The sequence below is a fragment of the Halomarina oriensis genome (assembly GCF_009791395.1).
In the GTDB taxonomy this organism is placed as follows: domain Archaea; phylum Halobacteriota; class Halobacteria; order Halobacteriales; family Haloarculaceae; genus Halomarina; species Halomarina oriensis.
Map to the genome: position 1 here is coordinate 65,509 of NZ_WSZK01000034.1, position 20,524 is coordinate 86,032.

The 20,524-nt window shown below is 67.3% G+C and carries 16 protein-coding genes; 8 read left to right on the forward strand and 8 right to left on the reverse strand.

All coding sequences use genetic code 11. From position 1 onward, the window contains the following. The first annotated feature begins 506 nt into the window (after positions 1-506). A complete protein-coding gene (locus tag GQS65_RS17725) occupies positions 507-1,766 on the forward strand; it encodes a glycosyltransferase family 2 protein (RefSeq protein WP_158205960.1) in 1,260 nt (419 codons plus the stop codon). Between the two features lie 393 nt (positions 1,767-2,159). Here the strand turns inward: GQS65_RS17725 and GQS65_RS17730 are convergent, their stop codons facing one another. Then, positions 2,160-3,575, reverse strand: coding sequence for an NAD-dependent epimerase/dehydratase family protein (locus tag GQS65_RS17730; protein ID WP_158205961.1), 1,416 nt, complete (start codon positions 3,573-3,575; stop codon positions 2,160-2,162). Between the two features lies 1 nt (position 3,576). Next, positions 3,577-4,722, reverse strand: a complete 1,146-nt coding sequence (locus GQS65_RS17735) for a DegT/DnrJ/EryC1/StrS family aminotransferase (RefSeq protein ID WP_158205962.1) — start codon at positions 4,720-4,722, stop codon at positions 3,577-3,579. A 188-nt stretch (positions 4,723-4,910) separates the two neighbouring features. On the opposite strand from GQS65_RS17735, the gene GQS65_RS17740 reads away from it, so the two are divergent. From GQS65_RS17740 to GQS65_RS17770, 7 genes are all read left to right on the forward strand, one after another. After that, the gene (locus tag GQS65_RS17740) at positions 4,911-5,855 is read left to right on the forward strand and encodes a polysaccharide deacetylase family protein (RefSeq protein ID WP_158205963.1); all 945 of its coding nucleotides are present in this window, start codon (positions 4,911-4,913) and stop codon (positions 5,853-5,855) included. A 166-nt stretch (positions 5,856-6,021) separates the two neighbouring features. After that, positions 6,022-7,026 carry a class I SAM-dependent methyltransferase gene (locus GQS65_RS17745; RefSeq protein WP_158205964.1) on the forward strand — a complete coding sequence of 335 codons (1,005 nt, stop codon included), beginning with the start codon at positions 6,022-6,024 and terminating at the stop codon, positions 7,024-7,026. A gap of 39 nt (positions 7,027-7,065) precedes the next feature. After that, positions 7,066-7,833: an oxidoreductase gene (locus GQS65_RS17750; RefSeq protein WP_158205965.1), complete on the forward strand. Its 768-nt coding sequence runs from the start codon at positions 7,066-7,068 to the stop codon at positions 7,831-7,833. Positions 7,834-7,917: 84 nt separating this feature from the next. After that, positions 7,918-8,652: an acylneuraminate cytidylyltransferase family protein gene (locus GQS65_RS17755; RefSeq protein WP_158205966.1), complete on the forward strand. Its 735-nt coding sequence runs from the start codon at positions 7,918-7,920 to the stop codon at positions 8,650-8,652. After that, a complete protein-coding gene (locus tag GQS65_RS17760; RefSeq protein ID WP_158205967.1) occupies positions 8,645-9,472 on the forward strand; it encodes an SDR family oxidoreductase in 828 nt (275 codons plus the stop codon). Before GQS65_RS17755 ends, GQS65_RS17760 begins: the two co-directional genes overlap by 8 nt. Next, positions 9,457-10,452 carry a Gfo/Idh/MocA family protein gene (locus GQS65_RS17765; RefSeq protein WP_158205968.1) on the forward strand — a complete coding sequence of 332 codons (996 nt, stop codon included), beginning with the start codon at positions 9,457-9,459 and terminating at the stop codon, positions 10,450-10,452. The genes GQS65_RS17760 and GQS65_RS17765 overlap by 16 nt, the downstream gene beginning before the upstream one ends. Continuing rightward, positions 10,449-11,282, forward strand: coding sequence for a formyltransferase family protein (locus GQS65_RS17770; RefSeq protein ID WP_158205969.1), 834 nt, complete (start codon positions 10,449-10,451; stop codon positions 11,280-11,282). The genes GQS65_RS17765 and GQS65_RS17770 overlap by 4 nt, the downstream gene beginning before the upstream one ends. Positions 11,283-11,321: 39 nt before the next feature. On the opposite strand, the gene GQS65_RS17775 is transcribed toward GQS65_RS17770, so the two are convergent. From GQS65_RS17775 to GQS65_RS17800, 6 genes are all read right to left on the reverse strand, one after another. Beyond that, positions 11,322-12,266, reverse strand: a complete 945-nt coding sequence (locus GQS65_RS17775; protein ID WP_158205970.1) for a methionyl-tRNA formyltransferase — start codon at positions 12,264-12,266, stop codon at positions 11,322-11,324. A 57-nt stretch (positions 12,267-12,323) separates the two neighbouring features. Continuing rightward, positions 12,324-13,535 (reverse strand): UDP-N-acetylglucosamine 2-epimerase, encoded by a 1,212-nt coding sequence (gene neuC / locus GQS65_RS17780; RefSeq protein ID WP_199268498.1) that lies wholly within the window; start codon positions 13,533-13,535, stop codon positions 12,324-12,326. Then, on the reverse strand, positions 13,532-14,218 hold the full coding sequence (locus tag GQS65_RS22180) for a PIG-L deacetylase family protein (protein WP_158205971.1): 687 nt from the start codon (positions 14,216-14,218) through the stop codon (positions 13,532-13,534). Before GQS65_RS22180 ends, neuC begins: the two co-directional genes overlap by 4 nt. 262 nt (positions 14,219-14,480) lie before the next feature. Further along, positions 14,481-15,755 carry an orc1/cdc6 family replication initiation protein gene (locus GQS65_RS17790; protein WP_158206047.1) on the reverse strand — a complete coding sequence of 425 codons (1,275 nt, stop codon included), beginning with the start codon at positions 15,753-15,755 and terminating at the stop codon, positions 14,481-14,483. A 1,434-nt stretch (positions 15,756-17,189) separates the two neighbouring features. Then, positions 17,190-18,941 carry an ATP-binding cassette domain-containing protein gene (locus GQS65_RS17795; RefSeq protein WP_368280307.1) on the reverse strand — a complete coding sequence of 584 codons (1,752 nt, stop codon included), beginning with the start codon at positions 18,939-18,941 and terminating at the stop codon, positions 17,190-17,192. A gap of 118 nt (positions 18,942-19,059) precedes the next feature. After that, complete coding sequence (locus GQS65_RS17800; protein WP_158205973.1) at positions 19,060-20,448, reverse strand: hypothetical protein; 1,389 nt, start codon at positions 20,446-20,448, stop codon at positions 19,060-19,062. Between the last annotated feature and the right edge of the window lie 76 nt (positions 20,449-20,524).

The window sequence follows — 20,524 nt, forward strand, 5'->3', positions numbered from 1 at the left end:
ACGTCGCTCGGCCGGCCGAGACGAGGAATCGGCCAGCGTCTCCGAGACCGGCCGACCGTCGCCCGTCTCCGGTCGTGTCACGCCCTCCGTCGACGGCCGCTCACCGCCGTCGTCGTGTAACTGCTGTTATCGCTCCCTTGCAACGGCGTCCTCACGAGAAACTGTCGGCGGAGTGGATCCGAATCCGGCCGCTACGGCCCCCGAACCGGACGAGCGAGTCGATATATAGAGCTTCGAGACGGTTGCAGGCGTTCTCGCCAGCGCCGACTCGCCGACCGGTCGAGAGTCCCACGTTCGACCGCGACATCGCCGCTCCGACGGGTCGGGGACCGAATCCGGGTTGATATCCGACAACACGCGAGCGGAATAACATGTCTATAGACTTTACACTACGAGACCCACCGACACTAAGGGATGATTGGGGGAGTATCGTCAGTAGCTCGACAGGAGTGTATCGCTCGGTCGACCGGTCGGAACGCACGGGGAGACGTGGCGAGGGAGGAGCGATGAGCGAGGAGTTGGCGGGTGTTCGGGGTCAGAAGCCGCTGTTGGCCCGTCTCGCCGTCGGACTCATCGCCACCGGTGAGAACGACGAGCGCGTCCTGCACGAACTGTTCTGGGCGGCGACGAACGACCAGGAGGTGTACGTCACGTACTCGACCCAACCCGTCCCCGCAGTCGTCGAGTTCGCGCGGCGTGCCGGCGGCGTCGTCATCGACCCCCACGACTGGACCGGCGACATCGACACCATCGAACGCCAGTTCGTGGAGGCGATTCGCGTCAGGACCGACAGACCGGTCGTCGTCCACCGGGAGCATCGATACACCGGCTCCGACAGCCTCCGGGGACGAGTCGGTATCTCGGACACCGTCGTCGCGGTGCCGGCGTACAACGAGGCCGGGAGCATCGCCGACGTCGTCGAGAACGCACTCGCGGTAGTGGACACCGTCGTCGTCGTCGACGACGGCAGCGAGGACGACACGGCACTCGTCGCGGAGCGAGCGGGGGCGACCGTCGTCAGCCACGACCGGAACGAGGGCTACGGCGGGGCGCTACGGACCGCGTTCCGGACGGCCGCCGAACTCGGTGCCGAACACCTCGTCACGCTCGACGCCGACGGACAGCACGACCCGCGGGACATCCCCCGACTGGTCGACCGGTTGGGAGAGAAGAAAGCCGACATCGTCATCGGGAGTCGGTACGCCGACGGCGGCGGCAGTGACTGCCCACGGTACCGACGAGTCGGCCTCTGGGTCATCAACACCCTCACCAACCTCAGCCTCGGATTCTGGCGGTCCGACGTCCGGATCCACGACACCCAGAGCGGGTTCCGCGCGTACAACGCCAGAGCCATCGGTGAACTGGCGACGAGCCCCAACGTCGGCGACGGGATGGGCGCGAGCATCGACATCCTCTACCACGCCCACCACCACAACTACACCATCGAGGAGGTCGGAACGGCCATCTCCTACGCCGTCGAGAAGGGGAGCACGTTCGGCCCCGTCTCACACGGCTACACGCTCGTCCGCAACATCTTCCGGACGGTCGAACGCGACCGACCGCTCTCGGTGCTCGGCGTCCCTGGCTTCGTGACGATACTCCTCGGACTCGTGCTCGGCTACTCGGCCGTCACGACGTTCTCCCGAGCGGGCACGGTGCCGGTCGAACTCGGACTGCTCGCCACGTTCTCGCTCATGATGGGCTTTCTCGCCTGCTTCACTGCGGTCATCCTCCACGCGCTTCACACCTACTTCGACCCAGTCTGAGCGCCGTTTCTCGTCGACGACCGTTCGAGACCACAGCGACCGGGAGGCCGCCGCCCGACGAGACACCGGAGGAGCCACGCGAACCCACTCGGCAGTCGTAGTGAGTCCCGTGAGACGAACGGACCTCGACGAGGCCGGCCCCGGCCGAGGGCCGCGAATGACATCGTGGCAATCCCGTGTCTGGGGTCGCCGGTCGAACCCACCGAAAGAACGGGGATAGCTCTCGTGTCGACACGACGCCGACCGGCCGGGCCGAGCGAGGACCCCCGGACGACCACGACCAGAACGACCACGTGCTCGAAAGCGCGTGCTCCGTCTCGTCGGCGTCGTGTACGTTCGTGAGCAGTAGTTCGTGACCGGCGTCCGTGCGTGAAGGAGACGGCCGCACCCTCGTCAGTCGGCGTGAGCCTCGACGTCGCTGTCCTCGACCGCCGTCTTGTAGTTGCTGTAGACTTTGTCCGTGTAGTCCTCGAACTCGCCGCGCTCGAAGGCCTCGCGGAGCTCCACACAGGCGCTCTCGATGGTGTGTTCGGCCTCGTAGTCGAGCACGTCGCGGAGCTTCGAGAAGTCGACCCGATAGCTCCGGTCGTCCTCCCGGTCCGCGTTGACGTCGAGCGACGCGTGCGGGTAGTGGTCGGCGACGATGCGTCCGATGTCCTCGACGCAGTAGTTCTGCGCGTTCGACCCGACGTTGAACACCTCGTGAGCGACCGTCTCGATGGGCGCTTCCAGACAGGCCACGTAGGCGCGTGCGGCGTCGGCGACGTGGACGTTCGGCCGGTACTGGTCGCCGCCGAAGATGGGGACGACCCCCTCGGTGTGGGCCTTCGCGTTGAGGACGTTGACGACGAGGTCGAAGCGCATCCGTGGCGAGAGACCGTACACGGTCGCCATCCGGAGGACGGTCGGCGCGAAGTTGCCGTCCATGTTCAGCAGTTCTCGCTCGGACTCTATCTTCGTCCGCGCGTAGAGCGAGACGGGGTTGAGGTCGTCTCCCTCGGTCAGCAGGTCGCCGCTCCCGGACTTCCCGTAGACGCTACACGTCGACGCGAACAGGAACCGGTTGATCTGGTGGTACTTGCAGATGTCCGCGACCAGTTTCACCGAGTGGAGGTTGAGCGCGAGCGTCCGCGACGGGTCGAGGCTCGATGCGGGGTCGCCGACCAGTCCACCGAGGTGGACGACCGCGTCGGCCCCCTCGATGGCGGTCATCACCGTCTCGATGTCGCACATGTCACCTTCGACGAGCGTGAACCGCTCGTCGTCGTAGTACTGGGAGATGCCGTGGTCGCCGAACAGCAACGGGTCCAGCACGCGAATCTCGTACCCACGTTCGAGCAACTGTCCACAGAGCACCGACCCGATGTAGCCCGCCCCGCCGATGACGAGGACGGTGTTGACGCTCCCGTTCGAGGGACGGGTGGGACCGGCGATCTCCCCACGCTTCGAGAGGAACGTGACGTCGGTCACCCGGTCGTCCTCGTCGACGATGGGGACGACCAGCCGACCCGTCTTCGGGGCCGCCGCTTCGAGTCTGGTCCGCGAGAACCGCGCGGCCACCTCCCGACGGTCCCACGACGCGCGGATGGCGACCGGGTCCTCGTTCATCACCGCCTCGACGGGCGCGTCGAGGCTCACACCGTCGAGGATGCCCCGACGGATGTCGCCGTCGGTGGCCGTCCCGACGAGGCGGGCGTCGTCGTCGACGAGGACGACGAGACCGAGGCCCACCTGGTCGATGCGGAGCATCGCGTCTTCGAGCGGCGTCGACCGGTGCGTGAGGATGTCCACCCGCGACGTGAGCCCCATCTCAGGCCACCTCGCGCTGTTCGACGAGTGCCTCGTCCACGGCGTCGACGACGCGCGACGTCTCCGTCTCCGTCAGACCAGGGAACATCGGGAGCGTGAGGACACGCCCCGCCACGTCGTCGGTCACCGACAGCGGCACGCGCAGGCTCTCGTCGTCGCCGAGATAGTACTCGGACTGGTGGACGGCGGGGTCCCAGTACACCTTCGAGGCGATGTTCCGGTCGGCCAGCCGCGAGATGAGCGCCTCCCGGTCGACCCCGCGGGCGAGTTCGACCGTGTAGAGCTGGTAGACGTGTCGACCCGAGGGCGACGTGTGGGGCCTGACGCCGTCGACGTCCGCGAACCCCTCGTTCAGGCGTGTGGCCGCCGCCCGGCGGCCGGCGACGAGGTCCTCGACCCGCTCCATCTGTGCACAGCCGATGGCGGCGACGACGTCGGCCATCCGCAGGTTCGCGCCGAGTTGGACGTACCGGCCCGTCTGGGCGGAGTCGAAGTAGCGTTCGGAGGCACGCCCGTGCGAGCGGAAGAGTCGTGCGTTCCGCGCCACCTCCGGGTCGTTCGTGACGACGGCCCCGCCCTCGCCGGTGGTCGCGATCTTGTTCTGACAGAAGCTCAGCGCGCCCGAGTGGCCGAACGTCCCGAGTGGCTTCCCGTTGGAGTCCGCCCCCAACACCTCGGCGGCGTCCTCGACGAGCAACAGGTCGTGTTCGGCCGCGAGCGCCACGAGTTCCTCGATGCGACACGCTCCGCCGTAGGGGTGAACCGGGAGGATGGCGGCCGTCTCCGGTCCGATACACTCCCGGACGGAGTCGGGGTCGAGGCCGAACGTCTCCGGTTCGATGTCGGCGAAGACGGGCGTCGCGCCCGCCAGTCTGACCGCGTTGGCCGTCGCGATGAACGTGAACGACGGAACGACGACCTCGTCGCCGGGGCCGACGTCGTGGGCGACGAGGGCGGTGACGAGGGCGCTCGTCCCGGAGTTGACGACGACGGCGTGTTCGACCCCGAGATAGTCGGCGATTCGCTCCTCGAACTCGTCGACGAACGGCCCGTTCGCCCAGTGACTCCCACGCCTGATGGACCTCGTCGCGTACTCCACGTCACGGTCGTCGGCGTCGATTCTGAACAGCGGGATTGTCTCGTGCATCGTCACTCACCTACTGCTGCTACTTGGCTATCTGCTGTTTAGTTATTGTTACATGACATTTTTACACCGCCGTCGTATCGGCGGAAAGGACGGCGTTCAGACGTCGGTCCGGAGCCGACGAACAGTTGCACAGTAGTTATCCTGTTGATATTTATCCCCTCGTGGGCGAGAATCACCGATAGAGACCGATGCGCGTCCCGATGTACCACTACGTCCGGCCGACCGTCGACCGGCCACCCGGCGGCTACTACCGACTCGCCCTCGCGGACTTCCGGGCGCAGCTCGACCGGCTAGCGTCGAGATACGACCTGCTGGACCGTGAACAGGCTCTCGCCGTGCTCCGCGGCGAGCGACCGCCACCGGACGACGGCGTCCTCCTCACCTTCGACGACGGACTCGTCGACCACCACGAGTGGGTGTTGCCGGAGCTCCGTGACCGCGGCGTCTGTGGCGTCTTCTTCGTCACGACCGGACCGCTCGACGGGTGCGTACCCGCCGTCCACCGTGTCCACGCACTGCTCGGAGCCGTCCCCGCGCGGGAGGTCCACGCGGCCCTGCGCGAGACGATGGCGGACCGAGACGTCTCGCCGGACCGCGGCAGGTCGGCAGACACCTACGACGAGGGGGGTGTGACCGGTGACGACGCCGAGGCGGCGGCGGCGGTCAAACGACTCGTCAACTTCGAACTCCCGCCGACCTCGGTGTCGAAGTTAGTCGGTGCCGTCGAAGAGCGACTGTCGAAGCCGACGCCGAGTGTCGACTCGTACTACCTGTCGGCCACACAGCTTCGAGACCTGGACGAGGCGGGGATGCTCCTCGGGGCACACACCGTGACGCATCCGGTGCTCTCTCGACTGCCGCCGGCCGCACAGCGCGTGGAGGTTCGAGATTCGTTCGACCGCCTCGAATCGCTCGTCGGCCCGCTCGACGTCCGACTGTTCGCGTACCCGTACGGCGGAGCCGAGACGTTCACCGACGAGACGACGGCGATACTCCAGGAGTCGGGCTGTGACCTCGCGTTCACCACCGTCTCGGGGACCGTCGACGCCGAGTCGCTCACCACGTCCCCCTACGAACTCCGTCGACAGGACTGCAACGAGTTCCCCCACGGCGGTGCGACGTTCGACCTGTGAGTCCGTACTACGAGACTGTTTCACCCCGAAATCTCCGGGTCGGCTCTCCGACGCCGGGACGACGGCACGTTCCGCGAGCGGCCGGCACACCCCCGCGAGGGTGAACGACACGCCCGGCGAGAGGACGGGGCGGCTAACATTGTATCCCCAGGCCGTTCGACGGGTGATGGAGAGACGCCACGGCAAGCCGGTCGACCCGAGGCAGTTCAAGCAGGACGACCTCGCCGACCTCGCCGGGGCCGTCGAGACGAACCGACGACGCGCCGAGTCGTTCGACGAGGACGAACGCGTCACCGTCGAGCGCTGTCCCGTGTGTGACGCCGGCGAGCGGTCCGTCGTCAGACGGGCGTTCGGCTACGAGTACGCCCAGTGTGGCGACTGCACGCACGTCTATCTCACGACACGACCGACCGAACGAGCGCTGTTCGACCACCTTGCGACGAGCGAGACGCTCTCGTCGGTCTACACCGATGACCGCCAGCGGGCGTACCGCCGCGAACACATCACGGAACCGAAGTTCGACTTCGCGCTGGAGCACGTCGACGCCGACACCGGCCGCTGGCTGGACGTCGGGTGTGGCATGGGCGAGTCCGTCGACTACCTCCGGTCGAAAGGGTGGGCCGCCGAGGGCATCGAACCGAGCGAGGAGTGCGTCAGGGCGGCACGAGAGGCGTTCGATGTCGACCTGATAGACCGGTCTCTGGACGAGTTCGCCGCGACGACTCCCGAGGGGAGCTACGACGTCGTCTCGCTGTTCGGCATCCTCGTCATGAACCCCGACCCGCTCGCACAGTTACGGCAGGTTCGGCGACTCCTCGGCGAGGACGGCTACGTCGTCCTCGGCGACGCCCACTACGACTCGGTGTCCTCGATGGTCCAGCGGACGATACCCGACCGGGCACATCGCCACTCGATCCCACCCGTCGGCATGCACCAGTTCACCGGCGACTCCATCGGCCGCATGTTCGAGGTCGTCGGGTTCGAACCCGTCGCGGTCTGGTACTTCGGCCTCGACTTCTACGACTTCCTCACCCACCTCCAGTTGGAACTCGACGGCTTCGCCGACAGCGACCTCTCCGACTACTTCATGGACAACCTCGACGACTTCCAGCGCACCATCGACGAGGACGAACGGAGCGACTACGTCGTGGTCGTCGGCCGGCGCGTCTGAGGCCAGAATGTTCTTCATTCGACACGACGAGAGGGCGTCATGGACGGACTGTTCGAACTGACCGGCCGGACGGTGGTGGTCGCAGGCGGCGCGGGACTCATCGGGACGGCGCTCTCGGAGGGGCTGGCGGCGCAGGGTGCGGCCGTCGTCGTCGCCGACGCGGCCCGTGACCGCGGCGAGCAGGTCGCCGAGACGGTCGGCGGTCGATTCGTCGAGACGGACGTGACCGACGAGGGGAGCGTCGAGTCGCTGTTCGAGACGGTGCTCGCCGAGGCGGGTCGTCTCGACGGCCTCGTCAACTGCTCGTACCCGCGCAACGAGAACTACGGTCGGCGCTACGAGGACGTCACCTACGCCGACTGGCGGGAGAACGTCGACCTCCACCTGAACAGCTACTTCCTGCTCGCCCACCGCGCCTCGCTCGTCATGCGCGAACAGGGCCACGGCAGCATCGTCAGCTTCGGGTCGACCTACGGCGTCCAGGCCCCCGACTTCTCGGTGTACGAGGGGACCGAGATGACCAGCCCCGTCGAGTACGCCGCCATCAAGGGCGGCATCCTCAACCTCACGCGCTACATGGCGTCGTACCTCGGGCGCGACGGCGTTCGCGTCAACACCATCAGTCCCGGCGGCGTCTTCGACGAGCAACACCCCACGTTCGTCTCCGAGTACGAACGACGCACGCCGCTCGACCGGATGGCCCGACCGGAGGACTTCGTCGGGGCCGTCGTCTACCTGCTCTCCGACGCCGCCGGATACGTGACGGGGCACGACCTCCGCGTCGACGGCGGGTGGACCGTCTGCTGAACGTGACGCGTCGTTAAGAGTGAGTTACAGGATTATCGCTACCGCTACTTATCTCCCCACAGTCGCAACTTCCGAGCCGTTCAGATGATTGACACCCACCGCGTCGTCGCCGTCGTCCCCGCCCGTGGCGGGAGCGAGACGGTGCCGAACAAGAACGTCCGGGGGTTGGGGGGGAAGCCACTCGTCGCGTGGCCCATCGACGTCGCTCGGGCCACGCCGGCCATCGACCGCGTCGTCGTCACCACCGACGACCCCAGCATCGCCGCCGTCGCCCGCGAGTACGGGGCCGACGTCGTCGACCGGCCCGCGTCACTGGCGACCGACGACGCACTCGTCGTCGACGCGCTTCGGCACGTCGTCGAGGAACTCCGCAGCGAGGGGGAGGACGCCGACCTCCTCGTGATGCTCGAACCGACCTGTCCGTTGCGGCGTCCCGAGGACGTGATCGCGTGTCTCGAACGACTCGCGGCCGGCGACTGTGACTCCGTCGCGACGTTCACCGAGGCGGCGGTCAACCCACATCGCATCTGGCGCATCGATGGCGGTGACCCCGAACCGTTCGTCGACGGAGCCGACCCGTTCCAGCCACGGCAGTCGCTTCCCGACGCCTACGAACTGACGGGAGCGGTGTACGCGTTCGCCGTCGACGCGCTCCCCGCCGAGGGGAGTTCGTTGCTGTTCGGCCGGCAGGGAGCCGTGACGATGCCCCGGGAACGGAGCGTCGACATCGACACCGAACTCGACTTCGCCGTCGCCGAGACGCTGCTCGCGGAGGGCGTCGTGACCGGCGGCCGACCCGTGGAGGCGACCAATGAGTGACACCACCGAACGGCCGACCGTCTGGGACCTGTTCGACCTGACGGGGCGGACCGCCGTCGTGACCGGTGGTCCGGGCAAACTCGGCTCGCAGATGTGCGAGGCGCTCGCCGAAGCGGGCGCGAACGTCGTCGTCACCTCTCGGACCTACGAGGACTGCGAGGCGAAAGCGCGCGAACTCTCCTCGCAGTACAACGAGGCGCTCCCCGTCGCCGCGGACGTGACCGACGAGGAGTCGGTGAAGGACCTCGTCGACACCACCGTCGACGCCTTCGGCGGCATCGACGTCCTCGTCAACAACGCCTACCACGCGACGGGCTACGGCACGGCCTTCGAGGAGTTGACGGCCGAGGAGTGGGCCGAGACGCTCGAAGGCGTCCTGACCCAGACGTTCGTGACGACGCAGGCGGCGCTCCCGGCTATCCGCGAGAGCGACGCGCCGAGCGTCGTCAACATCGGCAGTCACTACGGCGTCGTCCCGCCGGACCAGCGCGTCTACGGCGAGACGGGCATCAACAACCCGCCGACGTACGGGTCGGCGAAGGCCGGCGTCATCCACTTCACGAAGTGGCTGGCGTCGTACCTCCACGAGGAGCGGGTTCGGGTGAACTCCATCAGCCCCGGCGGGTTCTACAGCGAGGCGATGGAGGAGGTAGAGGGGTACACCGAGACGTTCGTCCCGAACTACGAGTACCGGACGATGCTCGGGCGGATGGGCGACGACACCGACATGAAGGGGATAATCGTCTACCTCGCCAGCGACGCGAGCAAGTGGATGACCGGCCAGAACGTCGTCCTCGACGGCGGGTGGACCTCGTGGTGACCGTCGTCCGCGAGGACGGACTCCGAGTCGTTGCCGACGGCGACGACCGGGACGAGGGCGGCCTCTCGCTCGGCGTCGTCGGCCTCACACCCGGCAACGGTCACCCCTACTCGTTCGCGGCCATCGTCAACGGCTACTCCGACGCCGGGTTCGCCGACTCCGAGTGGGGCGTCGTCCACGACTACCTCCGCAAGAAGTCGCCCGCCGAGTTCGGCTTCGACGGCGTCCGCGTCACCCACGCCTGGACCCAGGAACTCGCGGAGACCCAGCGTCTCGCCGCCGCCGCCCGCATCCCGGCCGTCGTCGAGGAACTGGAGGAACTCCACGACGAGGTGGACGCCCTCCTGCTCCTCCGGGACGACTTCGAGCGCCACGCGGAGATGGCACTCCCGTTCCTGGAGGACGGAACGCCCGTCTTCGTCGACAAACCGCTCGCGCTGGACGTCGAGGAACTGGAGCGGTTCCGCCCGCACCTCGAATCGGGACGACTCGTCTCCACCTCGGGGATGCGCTTCGCGCGCGAACTCGACGGTCCGCGGGCGACCCTCGCCGACTACGGCGACGTGACCGTCGCTCGTGGTACGGTCATCAACGACTGGGAGCACTACGGCGTCCACATGCTCGACGCCGTCTACGGCGTCCTCGACCAGCGCCCGGTGACGGTGTCGTCCTACGACGTCCCCCACGACGCGTTCGCGGTGGAACTCGACGGCGGGACGCTCGTCGAGATCGACGCGCTCGGCGAGGCCCCGTTCACGTTCGACGTGGCGTTCTACGGGTCCGAAGCGCACTCGACCCACCAGCTCCGTGATAACTTCACCGCGTTCCGCCGGACGCTCTGGGCGTTCGTAGAGACGGTCCGGACCGGCCACCCCGTCGTCGAACCCGAAGACACCCTCGACGTGATGCGGACGCTCGTCGCGGGGCGACGGGCACGCGAGACCGGCGAGGACGTCGCCATCGAGGACCTCGGGATATGAGCGACGACCGGGGAGCGGTCGACCTCGTCGACCTGCGTGTGGACGGCGATACCGCCGGAGCGGACGGCGACTCCGACGTCGAAGCGGACGACGGGGTGGACGACACGGCCGACGACGAGCGCCCGACCGTCGTCTTCCTCGGGGCGAACAACGTCGGACTGGAGGTGTACGACTGGCTCTGTGACCGCGAGTCGGTCGACGTGCTGGCGATGCTGACCGAGAAGTCCCAGCTCCCGCTGGTCGAACGCCTCCACCCCGACTTCGTCGTGGCCTGCGGGTTCACCCACATCGTCCCGCCGACGGTGCTCGCGGTGCCCGAGAGGGGCTGTCTCAACCTCCATCCCGGACTCCTCCCGTACGCGCGAGGCTACAACCCGAACGTCTGGAGCATCGTCGACGACGTGCCGGCGGGTGTGACGCTGCACTACATGGACGACGGCGTCGACACCGGCCCCGTCGTGGCGACCCGCGAAGTCGAGGCCCACTTCGACGACACCGGGAAGACGCTCTACGACCGCCTCGAACGGGCGACCGTCGACCTGTTCGCCGAGGCGTGGCCCGGCGTCGAGGACGGCACCGCCACGGCCCGCGACCAGGACGACTCGCTGGCGACGACCCACTACAAACGCGAGTTCGTCGACCTGTGCGAACTCGACCCCGACGAGGAACTGACGACGAAGGAACTGCTCGACAGACTCCGCGCACTGACGTTCCCGCCGTTCGACAACGCTCGCATCGACGTCGACGGCGAGACGTACTACGTCGAGGTGTCCATCACACACGAGGACGACACCGAATCGGGCGACGACGGTCGGCTGTCGTCGTACTGATTCCGCGACCGTTCCCGCGGGGGTCGGAGGACGCTCCCGCTACTCCACGAGGTAGTCCCGCGCGTCCACGAACCGGTCGCCGATTGCCGCGTACCCCTCTTCGACCAGCGCACTCGCCGGCAGTTCCTCGCCGTCGACACCGACCCGCGTCACCTCGACGGCCCCCTCCCAGACGCCGACGCGAAGCGCGTCGCCGTCGACGGACAGTAGCGCTCCCGGTTCACAGAACGCGTGCTCGGCGGTCGGTGGGGTCGCCGCCCAGAGCCGGACCTCGTGGCCGTTCAGTTCCGAGAACGCGCCGGGATAGGGGTGGGTCTGTCCGCGAATCCAGTCGTACACCTCGCGTGGCGGGCGGGTCCAGTCGACCAGTCCGTGTCGCGGGACGCGTTTCGGCCACCACGTCGCCGCGGCGTCGTCCTGTGGTTCGCGGGGCACCTCGCCGGCCTCGAATCGCGGGTACGCCTCCCGAATCAGCGACCGACCGGCCTCGACGACCTTCTCGTAGAGCGAGGCCGCGTCGTCCTCGACGGCGACGGGAATCGGCCGTTGACCCACGAGGTCACCGGCGTCGGCCTCCTCGGCGAGGTGGAAACACGACAGCGCCGTTTCGTCGAGGCCCTTGACGAGACTCCACGCGATGGGCGCACGTCCGCGCCCGCGGGGGAGCGGCGCGGGGTGCATCCCGAGCGCCGCGACGTTCGCCAGGTCGAACACCGCGGGGTCGACCAGACGCGACCACCCGACGACGAACAGCAGGTCCGGGTCCTCGGCCGCGATGCGTTCGCGGACGGCATCGGCGTTGACGTCGTCGACCTCTTCGAGCGGGACGTCGTGTGCCGACGCGAACCGCGAGAGGTCCGTCTGGTCGCTGATGCCCGGTTGCTGTGGCCGAGTGACCACCCGCCTGACGTCCGCGCCGAGGTCGACGAGTTCTTCGAGACAGGCGAGACCGAGGTCGTTGTGGGTGACGAAGACGACGCGCATACCCCCTCCAGTACGCCGAGGAGCATCAACGTGTACGCCGTTTGATGGTTCGGAGAGTCAGTAGGTCAGTCGCTTGCGGAGCAGCGACTCGTCCAGTTCGACCGACGCGAGACGGTCGGCGACGGTCCGACCGGCCCCGCCGTGGTCGTAGGGGTTCTCACAGTCGGCGACCCGCCGGCGGAAGGCGTCGTCGCTGAGACAGCGGTCGACGGCCTCGTGGACTGCGTCACGGTCGTGGGGCACCCGAATCGTGTGGTCGGCGCGCTCGCGGCCCTCCTGGCGGGGGCCGACGTCCACGACGGGGAGGTCGAGCGACGCGGCTTCGATGATGCCGCTAGAGGAGTTCCCGACCATCACGTCCGCGGCGGCCATCAGTCCGAGGTACGTCGCCCGTGGGAGACTCCTGAACGCCGTGAGGGCCGGCCTCGCCTCGATTTCGGCGATGACGCGTCGGCCCCCCGCATCGGAGTTCGGGTAGACGACGACCGGTTCGACGTCGAGGTCGGTCAGCGCGTCGAGCGTGGCCGCCATCTGTTCGCCCGCTCGCTCGGGAGCGGAGGTGAGCGGATGCTGGACGACGAGCGCGAGTCGGCGGTCGGGCAGGTCGAGTCGCTCTCGAACCGCCTCGGGGGTGTCGTACTCGCCGGCGAGGACGGCGTCGAGGCCGGGTGCGCCGACCGTCGTGATGCGCCACTCCTCCTCGCCCAGTCGCCGGATACGCTCGGCCGACCGCTCGGTGACGGGGAAGTGGAGGTGGGCGAACTTCGTCAGCGCGTGACGGATGCTGTCGTCGACGATGGCCCCCTCCATCGAGTCCCCACCGTGGACGTGCGCGACGGGGACGTTCATGTGGGCGGCCGCGAGGCCCGCTGCGAGCGCCTCGTCGCGGTCACCGAGGACGAGCACCACGTCGGGGTCGAGACTCGCAAGTGCGTCCGCCGTCCCCGAGACGCCGAGACCGAGCGACTTCGCCATCGCCACGCCGGAGTCGCCGTCGACGAGCGTCGGCACCTCGCGGGCGACGCCGAACCCGTCGTCGCGGATGTCGTCGACGGTGTGGCCGTACTGCGGCGAGAGATGCATCCCCGTCACGACCACGTCCAGTGTGAGCGCGTCGTGAGCGTCGATAGCGCGCATCGACGACGACAGGAGACCGTACTCCGCCCGCGTCCCGGTGACGACGACGACCCGTCGGGAACTGGTGTCGTCGCTCGTCTCGGCAGCGGTCGGGTCGTGGTCGTGCTCTCGGCCACTCGCGTGGTCGGTCACGGCGCTCCTCTCCGTTCCGTGACCAGACGGAACGCTTCGGCGGCGGACACTCCCGCGGCAGCGCCACGCATCGTCGCTCGCGCGCGGAGGCTCTCCTCGGAGCGCGGGTGGGGGAACGCACGGGTCTCGGACTCGTAGGCCGCGAACCCGGCGATCTTCGTGTCGAGGTGGTCGGTCACGTCGACGTACACCGTCGGGTGGAACCCGTCGGTCCCACCGCCCACCCAGTCCGTCGACGACGGTGTCTCGTAGGCGAGGACGCGCTCGACGCCGCTGTCCGGTCGGGTAGCGACGAGCGTCGAGTCGTAGACGGCGTGGTGGTCGCGGTTGACCTCCTGTCGTGAGTGCGTGTAGACGACCGATGGCTCGACGCTGGCGACACACTCCTCGACGACGGCGTTGACCTCGACGTGTGGCACGTCGTCGAGGCGCATGTCGGGCAGGTCGCCGAAGTGGACCGTCTCGACGCCGAGTCGGTCGGCACAGACCCGTGCTTCCTCGCGTTTTCGCTCGACGTACGACGGGTCGTCGTACTGTGCGGTCGAACCTTCCGTCACGATGAGGACGTGTACCTCGTCACCCTGCGCTGCGTGGGCGGCGAGCGTCCCCCCTGCTCCCAGCACCTCGTCGTCCGGGTGCGCACCGACACAGAGCACCGTCCGGGGGGCGACGGTCCGCGTCACGCGTCCACCCCCGACTCGGAGAACGCCGTCGAATCTCTCGAAGTCATCCTGTACCGCTACTAACTGCTCGTCGCAGAGGGCTTATACTCCACGGCGCTGTCGAGGACGATGCTATCGGTCACCGCGCTGTCGAGGACGGTCACGCCGAGTCAGGGCGACGGGGCTTCTGACGGGACGACTGCTCGTGTCCGACGACCGGGTACGGGGCCTCGGGGAGTCCGTCCGGCAGCGAGGTGTCCGGTGGGACGTGGGGGCCCTGAACTCAGACGAGTTCCTTGAGTCGGCTGTCCCGGAGGACGGATTTCAGGACGATACCGGTGTCCTGGACGAGACGGTGTTCGAGGTAGCTCCCCTGTCCGCGCCCCCCGCCGGTCCGGGTGGACTCGACGACGCCGAGGAACGCCTGCTCTTTCAGCAGTTCGTAGACGCGGTGTTCGCTGAGCACCGTCGCGTTCGTCTGGTCGGCGGTCTCGCCGTACCGCTCGTAGATGCGGCTGGTCGAGAAGGCGTCCGTCTCGGGGTCCTCCTCGGAGAGTCGCGCGAGCGCGTAGAGGATGAACTTCACCTGTGTCGTCGACCCGCGGAGCAGTTCCTCGAACCGGTCGACCTCCGCCCACTCCTGAGCGTTGCGAACGTGGTCCTCGGTGACCCTGCTGGCGTTCGCCCGCTCGGCGAGCTCCCCCGCGTGCCGGAGGATCTCGATGGCCTTGCGCGCGTCCCCGTGTTCCTGTGCGGCGACCGCCGCCGTGAGCGGGATGACGTCGTCGGAGAGGACCCCCTCGCAGAAGGCGTCACGACGGTGCTCCATGATCTCGCGCAGTTGATTGGCGTCGTACGGCTGGAAGACGAACTCCTCCTCCCGGAGGCTGGACTTGACGCGCTCGTTGAGCTGGTCGCGGTACTCGATCTTGTTGCTCACCGCGACGACGCCGAGGTGGCAGTCGGCCTTGCCGGACTCCTTCGCGCGCGTGAGTTGCATCAGGATGTCGTCGTCGTCGAGGCGGTCGACCTCGTCGAGGATGATGATAGCCGAGTCGTAGGCGATGTCGAGGATCTCCCAGAGGTAGTCGTAGTACTCGCCGCTCCCGATACCGGTCCGTGGGATGTCGAACTGGGTCTTCTCGTTCTCGTTGAGCGTCCGCGTGACCGTCCGTGCGACGCGCGTCTGGGTGTTGTGCTGGGCGCAGTCGACGTAGACCGTGCCGACCGGGATGTCGTTGCTCTCGGCGGCCCGGCGGGCGCGCTCGGTGACGTGGCGAGCGACGAGCGACTTGCCCGTCCCCGTCTTCCCGTAGATCATCACGTTGTTCGGCGGGTCGGCCCGGACGATGGGACGGAGTTCCGCCGCGACGGCTTCGATCTCGTCGTCACGACCGACGATGCGCGTACTCTCGGGGACGTGGCCCACCTTCAGTAGCTCCTTGCGCGAGAAGATGTCGACCCGGTCCGGGTCCTCGCCGATGCTGAACAGTGGGTCCTCGGACGGCTCTTCGAACCGGTCGTCGAAGTCCGAGAGGTTCGTCGACTCGTCGGCCATCAGTATCGTATCGTGCAACGGGGGCCTCTGTACTTAAGCGTTCGCACCCGGCCAAGAGTGTATCTCCCGGCGAGACCGCCGTCCGCCGACCCTCGGCGGACGATAGAGCGAGACGATCGACGACGACTGTGACTCGACCACCCCTCGTCCCGAGTGTAACGGACGAGGGACGAGCGACGGTTCGATCGCTCCCGAATCGGACGCCCGTTCACCGACCATCGCCACGTGGACACCCCCCGTCAAGAGTGTATATCGGGGGGAGCGCGACGACCACCCCTCGTCAAGAGTGTATCAGCGTGTCGGTGGGTCTCCACCCGTTCGTTCACGCTCGTTCACGCTCTCGTTGATGGGGGATGTGTCACGCTCGACGACACATACTCGACGACGTTCGGTTGGCCGCCCGTTCGCGGGCCGCCCGTTCGCGCCCGTCGACGACGGACGGGGTCGGAGGTCGTGTAACGTTCCAGTCGGGCGACGAGTGCCGGCCCACACCCCTCGTCAAGAGTGTATCGTCGAGACCGTCCGAACGGTGGGGCGGATGCCAGCTTTCGGGGGTCTCGCCGGCACCCACACCCCTCGTCAAGAGTGTAACAACGAGGAGGGGGGTGGGGGGGTCTGTGCTGTGTCGTGTCGTCGGTAGAACACGAATCCGGCCTCTCGTCGGTCGAAGAGGCCGTGAACGGCCGCGAGAAGGACACCGGCGGCTACCTCCCGCCGTCTCTGTGAGTCGTCTCACAGGGAGTATGCCAGTACCAACGACATGAGTAGTATACGTCATATCTGATTCCGAATATGAAAATACTCTAATATTAAGCTAGCTAGCTTATATAGTATGAGCGCTAATATCTCAACAAGTGCATTCTTGATGAACGTAGAGTGATGGCGGCATTCACTCGTATCCATCCGAACGACTGCTGACGTCTTCCGTGGTCGTGACGCCGTCCCTTCCGAGTCGTCGTCGGACGGTGACTCGGTGGGAACCCCCGTTTCAGCGGGTGAACTACCGGTATCCGGGCAGCAGACGCTTCGCTGGACGACCCCTCCGTCACCGTCACCCGGCCACCGAACCCCCTCTTCGAGTGGAACCCCCACCCCACCCTCGCACCGTTTACACTCTTGACGAGGGGTGTGTGTCTTCGAGGTCACGGCCATCGCCGCCCTCTCCTGGGGTCGTTCGGGAATCGTCTGCTCTTGGCGGGGGTTCGAACTTCTGATGGGGTCGAGCGACACGCGAAGTGAGGTGGGTTGGCAAGTGAGGGAGTCCCACCTCGTCTATTACGAGACACAACTACACTAAAACTATTGCGTCACCGGAGATGATTTATCGAACTTCCTCGACACGTCAGTGCAGTATCGGGTCTGGTGGATAGGCCCCGCGACTCCGGAGAACGCCGGTGGTTCCTCACGGGGAGCCACCGTATCCCTGACCGTCGTTCAGTCGCCGGCTTGCATCGCGTAGAGTCGGGCGTAGGTCCCCTCGCGTTCGACGAGTCGGGCGTGCGTGCCGGACTCGACGACCCGGCCGTCCTCGACGGTGTAGATGCAGTCCGCGTTCCTGACGGTCGACAGCCGGTGTGCGATGGCGACGACGGTGTACTCCTCTAGTCGTTCGATCTCGCGCTGGACCTCGCGTTCGAGGTCCGTGTCGAGGTTGCTCGTCGCCTCGTCGAGGACGAGGACGTCGGCCTCTTTCAGCAGCGCTCGCGCGAGCGCGACACGCTGGCGCTGGCCGCCCGATAGCTGGACGCCGTTCTCGCCGATGGGCGTCTCGAACCCGCGAGGCAGGTCCGTGAGGAACTCGTCGACCTGGGCGATGCGACAGACCCGTTCGAGGTCCGCGTCCGTCGCGTCCCGTCGGCCGAGGGTGAGGTTCTGACGGAGCGTGTCGTCGAACATGAACGGGTCCTGTCGGACGACGGCGATCCGCGAGCGCCACGCCGTCAACTCGAACTCGTCGATGGACGTCCCGTCGAGACGAATCTCGCCACCGTCGGGGTCGTAGAACCGGGTCAGCAGTGAGACGACGGTGGACTTGCCGGACCCCGACTGACCGACCAGCGCGACGAACTTCCCGCGTCCGAGTTCGAGCGAGAGGCCGTTCAACACTGGGTCGCCGGTCCGGTACGAGAACGTCACGTCGTCGAAGACGAGCGAGTGGAACGACCGGGGCGGTGTCCGCGACCCGCCGTCGTCCTCCTCGTTGGCGGCGAGTTCGTCGACGAACGCCTCGGTCCGGGCGACGTGCGGCAGGTCGCTCTCGATGGTGTAGAGACGTCGGTTGAGGTTGCTGACGCGGGGTGCCAGGCGGAACATGACGAACAGGAAGACCGCGAGGCCGGCGAACGAGAGCGTCGTGAACCGCAGGGCGAGGAAGACGAGGCCGAACACGGCCAGTGCCAACAGGAGCTGGTGGACGTTGCCGACGAACGAGTCGTTGCGATGGAGCGTGATGGAGGCGTCGGCGAACGCCTCGACGGCCCGGTGGTAGTCGTCGAGCACCTCGCGTTCGACGCCGAACAGCTTGACCGGACGGATGCCCTGTGTCCCCGCCTGGACGGCCGTCTGGATGGACTCGTTGGCGTCGGCCACTCTGTCACCCACGCTGAAGCCCGGCTCGACCACGTTCCGGACGAGATACGTGATGCCACCGATGGAGACGAACGCGACGACGGTGAGCGCCGGCGAGATGTAGAACGCGAACCCGAGGTAGACGAGGCTCAACAGCCCCTGTTCGAGGACGTAGACGAGGTTGCGAATCGCGTTGCCGGCGTACTTCGTCTGTGTGATGATGGCGTTCAGCACCTCGTCGGAGCCACGAGCGTCGAAGAAGCCGACCCGCGTCCGCAGTGCGTGCTCGAACGCGCGGGACTGGACGTCCCGGATGTACGTCGTCTGGAGGTAGCCCCGTGACCAGTCGACGGCGAAACTCGACAGGTAGCGACACGTCATGGCGACGCTGACGCCGAGAATCATGTACTCCAGCGTGAACGGGACGCCGAGGAACTGGTAGCCCCGATAGAAGACGCCGACGACGCCCCCGGCGTCGGCCGTGACGTCGCTACCCTGTGCCACGTCGACGATGGGGACGAGGAGACCGACGCCGACCCCTTCGAGTGCCGCGGTCAGGCAGCCAAAGAGCACGATGAGCGCGGTCAACGGCGGGTCGTACGCGGCGACGAGTGTCACCGACCGCCGTTTCCGACCGCCAGGGGAGTTCGGGGAGCGCACGGACCCTCCGATATATCCCTGTCGGCGGATTAAACGCATCGGCCGGTGTGGCGGCCGTCACGAGCGGCGGCGGCCGTCACGAGAGGATGTCCGCGAACGCCCGCTGGACGTTCGCCAGCGGGTCGCGGGCGAAGAAGGGGGTGGTGTCCTCGACCGTCCGGCCGGTCCCGAGTCGGTCGAGCAGGTCGTCGACGCCGTCGACGGTCATCCCCCGGTCGACGAGCGCGGGCGACGAGGGCATCCACGGGAAGTCGACGAGGTACGTCTCGACGCCGAATCGGAGGCCCTCGTAGAGCGCCGTCGAGTAGACGCCGACCTGTGCGCGTGACTCCGCGAACAGGCGGTGGAGCGGTCGACCAGTCTGGTCGACGACGTCGACGCCAGAACCGACGAGCCACGGGTACTCCTCGCGCCAGCGGTCGGCCTCGCCGGGGTGGAGTTTGTAGACGACCGACCAGTCACACGTCGGCCGTGCAGCCAGTTCGACGGCCAGTTTCGAGAGGACGTGGCCGACCTCGCCGGTCGAGACGAAGACGACCTGGTCGCGTCGAGGTACGTCGGCGTACCGCTCGACGCTCCGTTCGAGGTGGGGGTAGCCGACGGCGTGGATTCGGTCGTCGGGGATGGGGAAGGCCGCCCGCCGGTTCCAGAACTCGCCGAAGGTGAGCAGGTGGTCGGGGAACGCCCGCTTCGTCCGCCAGTCGGGAAACGAGTAGCCGTACTGGTACTCGTCGATGATACCGTGCTGGAGTTCGACGACCGGGATGTCGAGTTCCCGACAGGCGTCGATGAACGGCTCACGACCGGCGTAGCTGACGACGACGACGACGAGTTCCGGGTCGACCCGTGAGAGGAACCGTCTGTACAGCGGTTGTACGGTCCGACGGGACGCGAGATAGCGTCGCGCGATGTCGTCGACCGGGACGTGGTGGTCGAACCGGTCGTGGATGGCCGCCTCCACGTCGCCGAACCCGTCGAACCGTGGCCGGTCGAGCGCCCGCCCGACGACCGTGCCCACCTCGCCCGCGATCTCGATGGCGTCGACGTAGCGGAGTGCGCGGGTCTTCGTCGGGGTGAAGTGGTGGTTGAGGTGTGGCGCTTCGACGTGGAGGTAGTCGAGCGAGAGGCGCTCGGTGATGGGGTCACAGTAGACGTCCCACCAGAGACCGTCTTCGAGGCGTTTCCGACGGGCGTGCCCCCAGAACAGCACGTCGTGGTGCCCGCTCAGAAACGGGTTCCGGTGGACGAGGTTTCTCGCCAGTAGCCGTGTACGCGCAGCGTAGAGTTCGTGCGTCCGGTCGACGCGTGTGTGTGGCTCACCCCACCCATGACGGGCGGCGATGACCCGGCGGAACACCGTGAACCGGACCTGCTCCCACACGGGAACGCCGTCGTGACGGACGCCGAACGGCCGGACCGTCGCTTCGAGGTCCAGGAGTTCACGATGAGTGTCGTCGAACGCCATCCACTGTTCCCGGTATCCTCACCAGAGATATAACTGTCTAGTCACACACGTATCGACGGACGGAGCCGTCCCAAGG

Excerpts from the sequence above, each read along its gene's own strand:
- GQS65_RS17750 (WP_158205965.1), top strand. The coding sequence starts at position 7,066 with ATGGACGGACTGTTCGAACTGACCGGCCGGACGGTGGTGGTCGCAGGC.
- GQS65_RS17755 (WP_158205966.1), top strand. The coding sequence starts at position 7,918 with ATGATTGACACCCACCGCGTCGTCGCCGTCGTCCCCGCCCGTGGCGGG.
- GQS65_RS17725 (WP_158205960.1), top strand. The coding sequence starts at position 507 with ATGAGCGAGGAGTTGGCGGGTGTTCGGGGTCAGAAGCCGCTGTTGGCC.
- GQS65_RS17760 (WP_158205967.1), top strand. The coding sequence starts at position 8,645 with ATGAGTGACACCACCGAACGGCCGACCGTCTGGGACCTGTTCGACCTG.
- GQS65_RS17730 (WP_158205961.1), bottom strand. The coding sequence starts at position 3,575 with ATGGGGCTCACGTCGCGGGTGGACATCCTCACGCACCGGTCGACGCCG.
- GQS65_RS17745 (WP_158205964.1), top strand. The coding sequence starts at position 6,022 with ATGGAGAGACGCCACGGCAAGCCGGTCGACCCGAGGCAGTTCAAGCAG.
- GQS65_RS17790 (WP_158206047.1), bottom strand. The coding sequence starts at position 15,755 with ATGGCCGACGAGTCGACGAACCTCTCGGACTTCGACGACCGGTTCGAA.
- GQS65_RS17735 (WP_158205962.1), bottom strand. The coding sequence starts at position 4,722 with ATGCACGAGACAATCCCGCTGTTCAGAATCGACGCCGACGACCGTGAC.
- GQS65_RS17775 (WP_158205970.1), bottom strand. The coding sequence starts at position 12,266 with ATGCGCGTCGTCTTCGTCACCCACAACGACCTCGGTCTCGCCTGTCTC.
- GQS65_RS17800 (WP_158205973.1), bottom strand. The coding sequence starts at position 20,448 with ATGGCGTTCGACGACACTCATCGTGAACTCCTGGACCTCGAAGCGACG.
- GQS65_RS17770 (WP_158205969.1), top strand. The coding sequence starts at position 10,449 with ATGAGCGACGACCGGGGAGCGGTCGACCTCGTCGACCTGCGTGTGGAC.
- GQS65_RS17740 (WP_158205963.1), top strand. The coding sequence starts at position 4,911 with ATGCGCGTCCCGATGTACCACTACGTCCGGCCGACCGTCGACCGGCCA.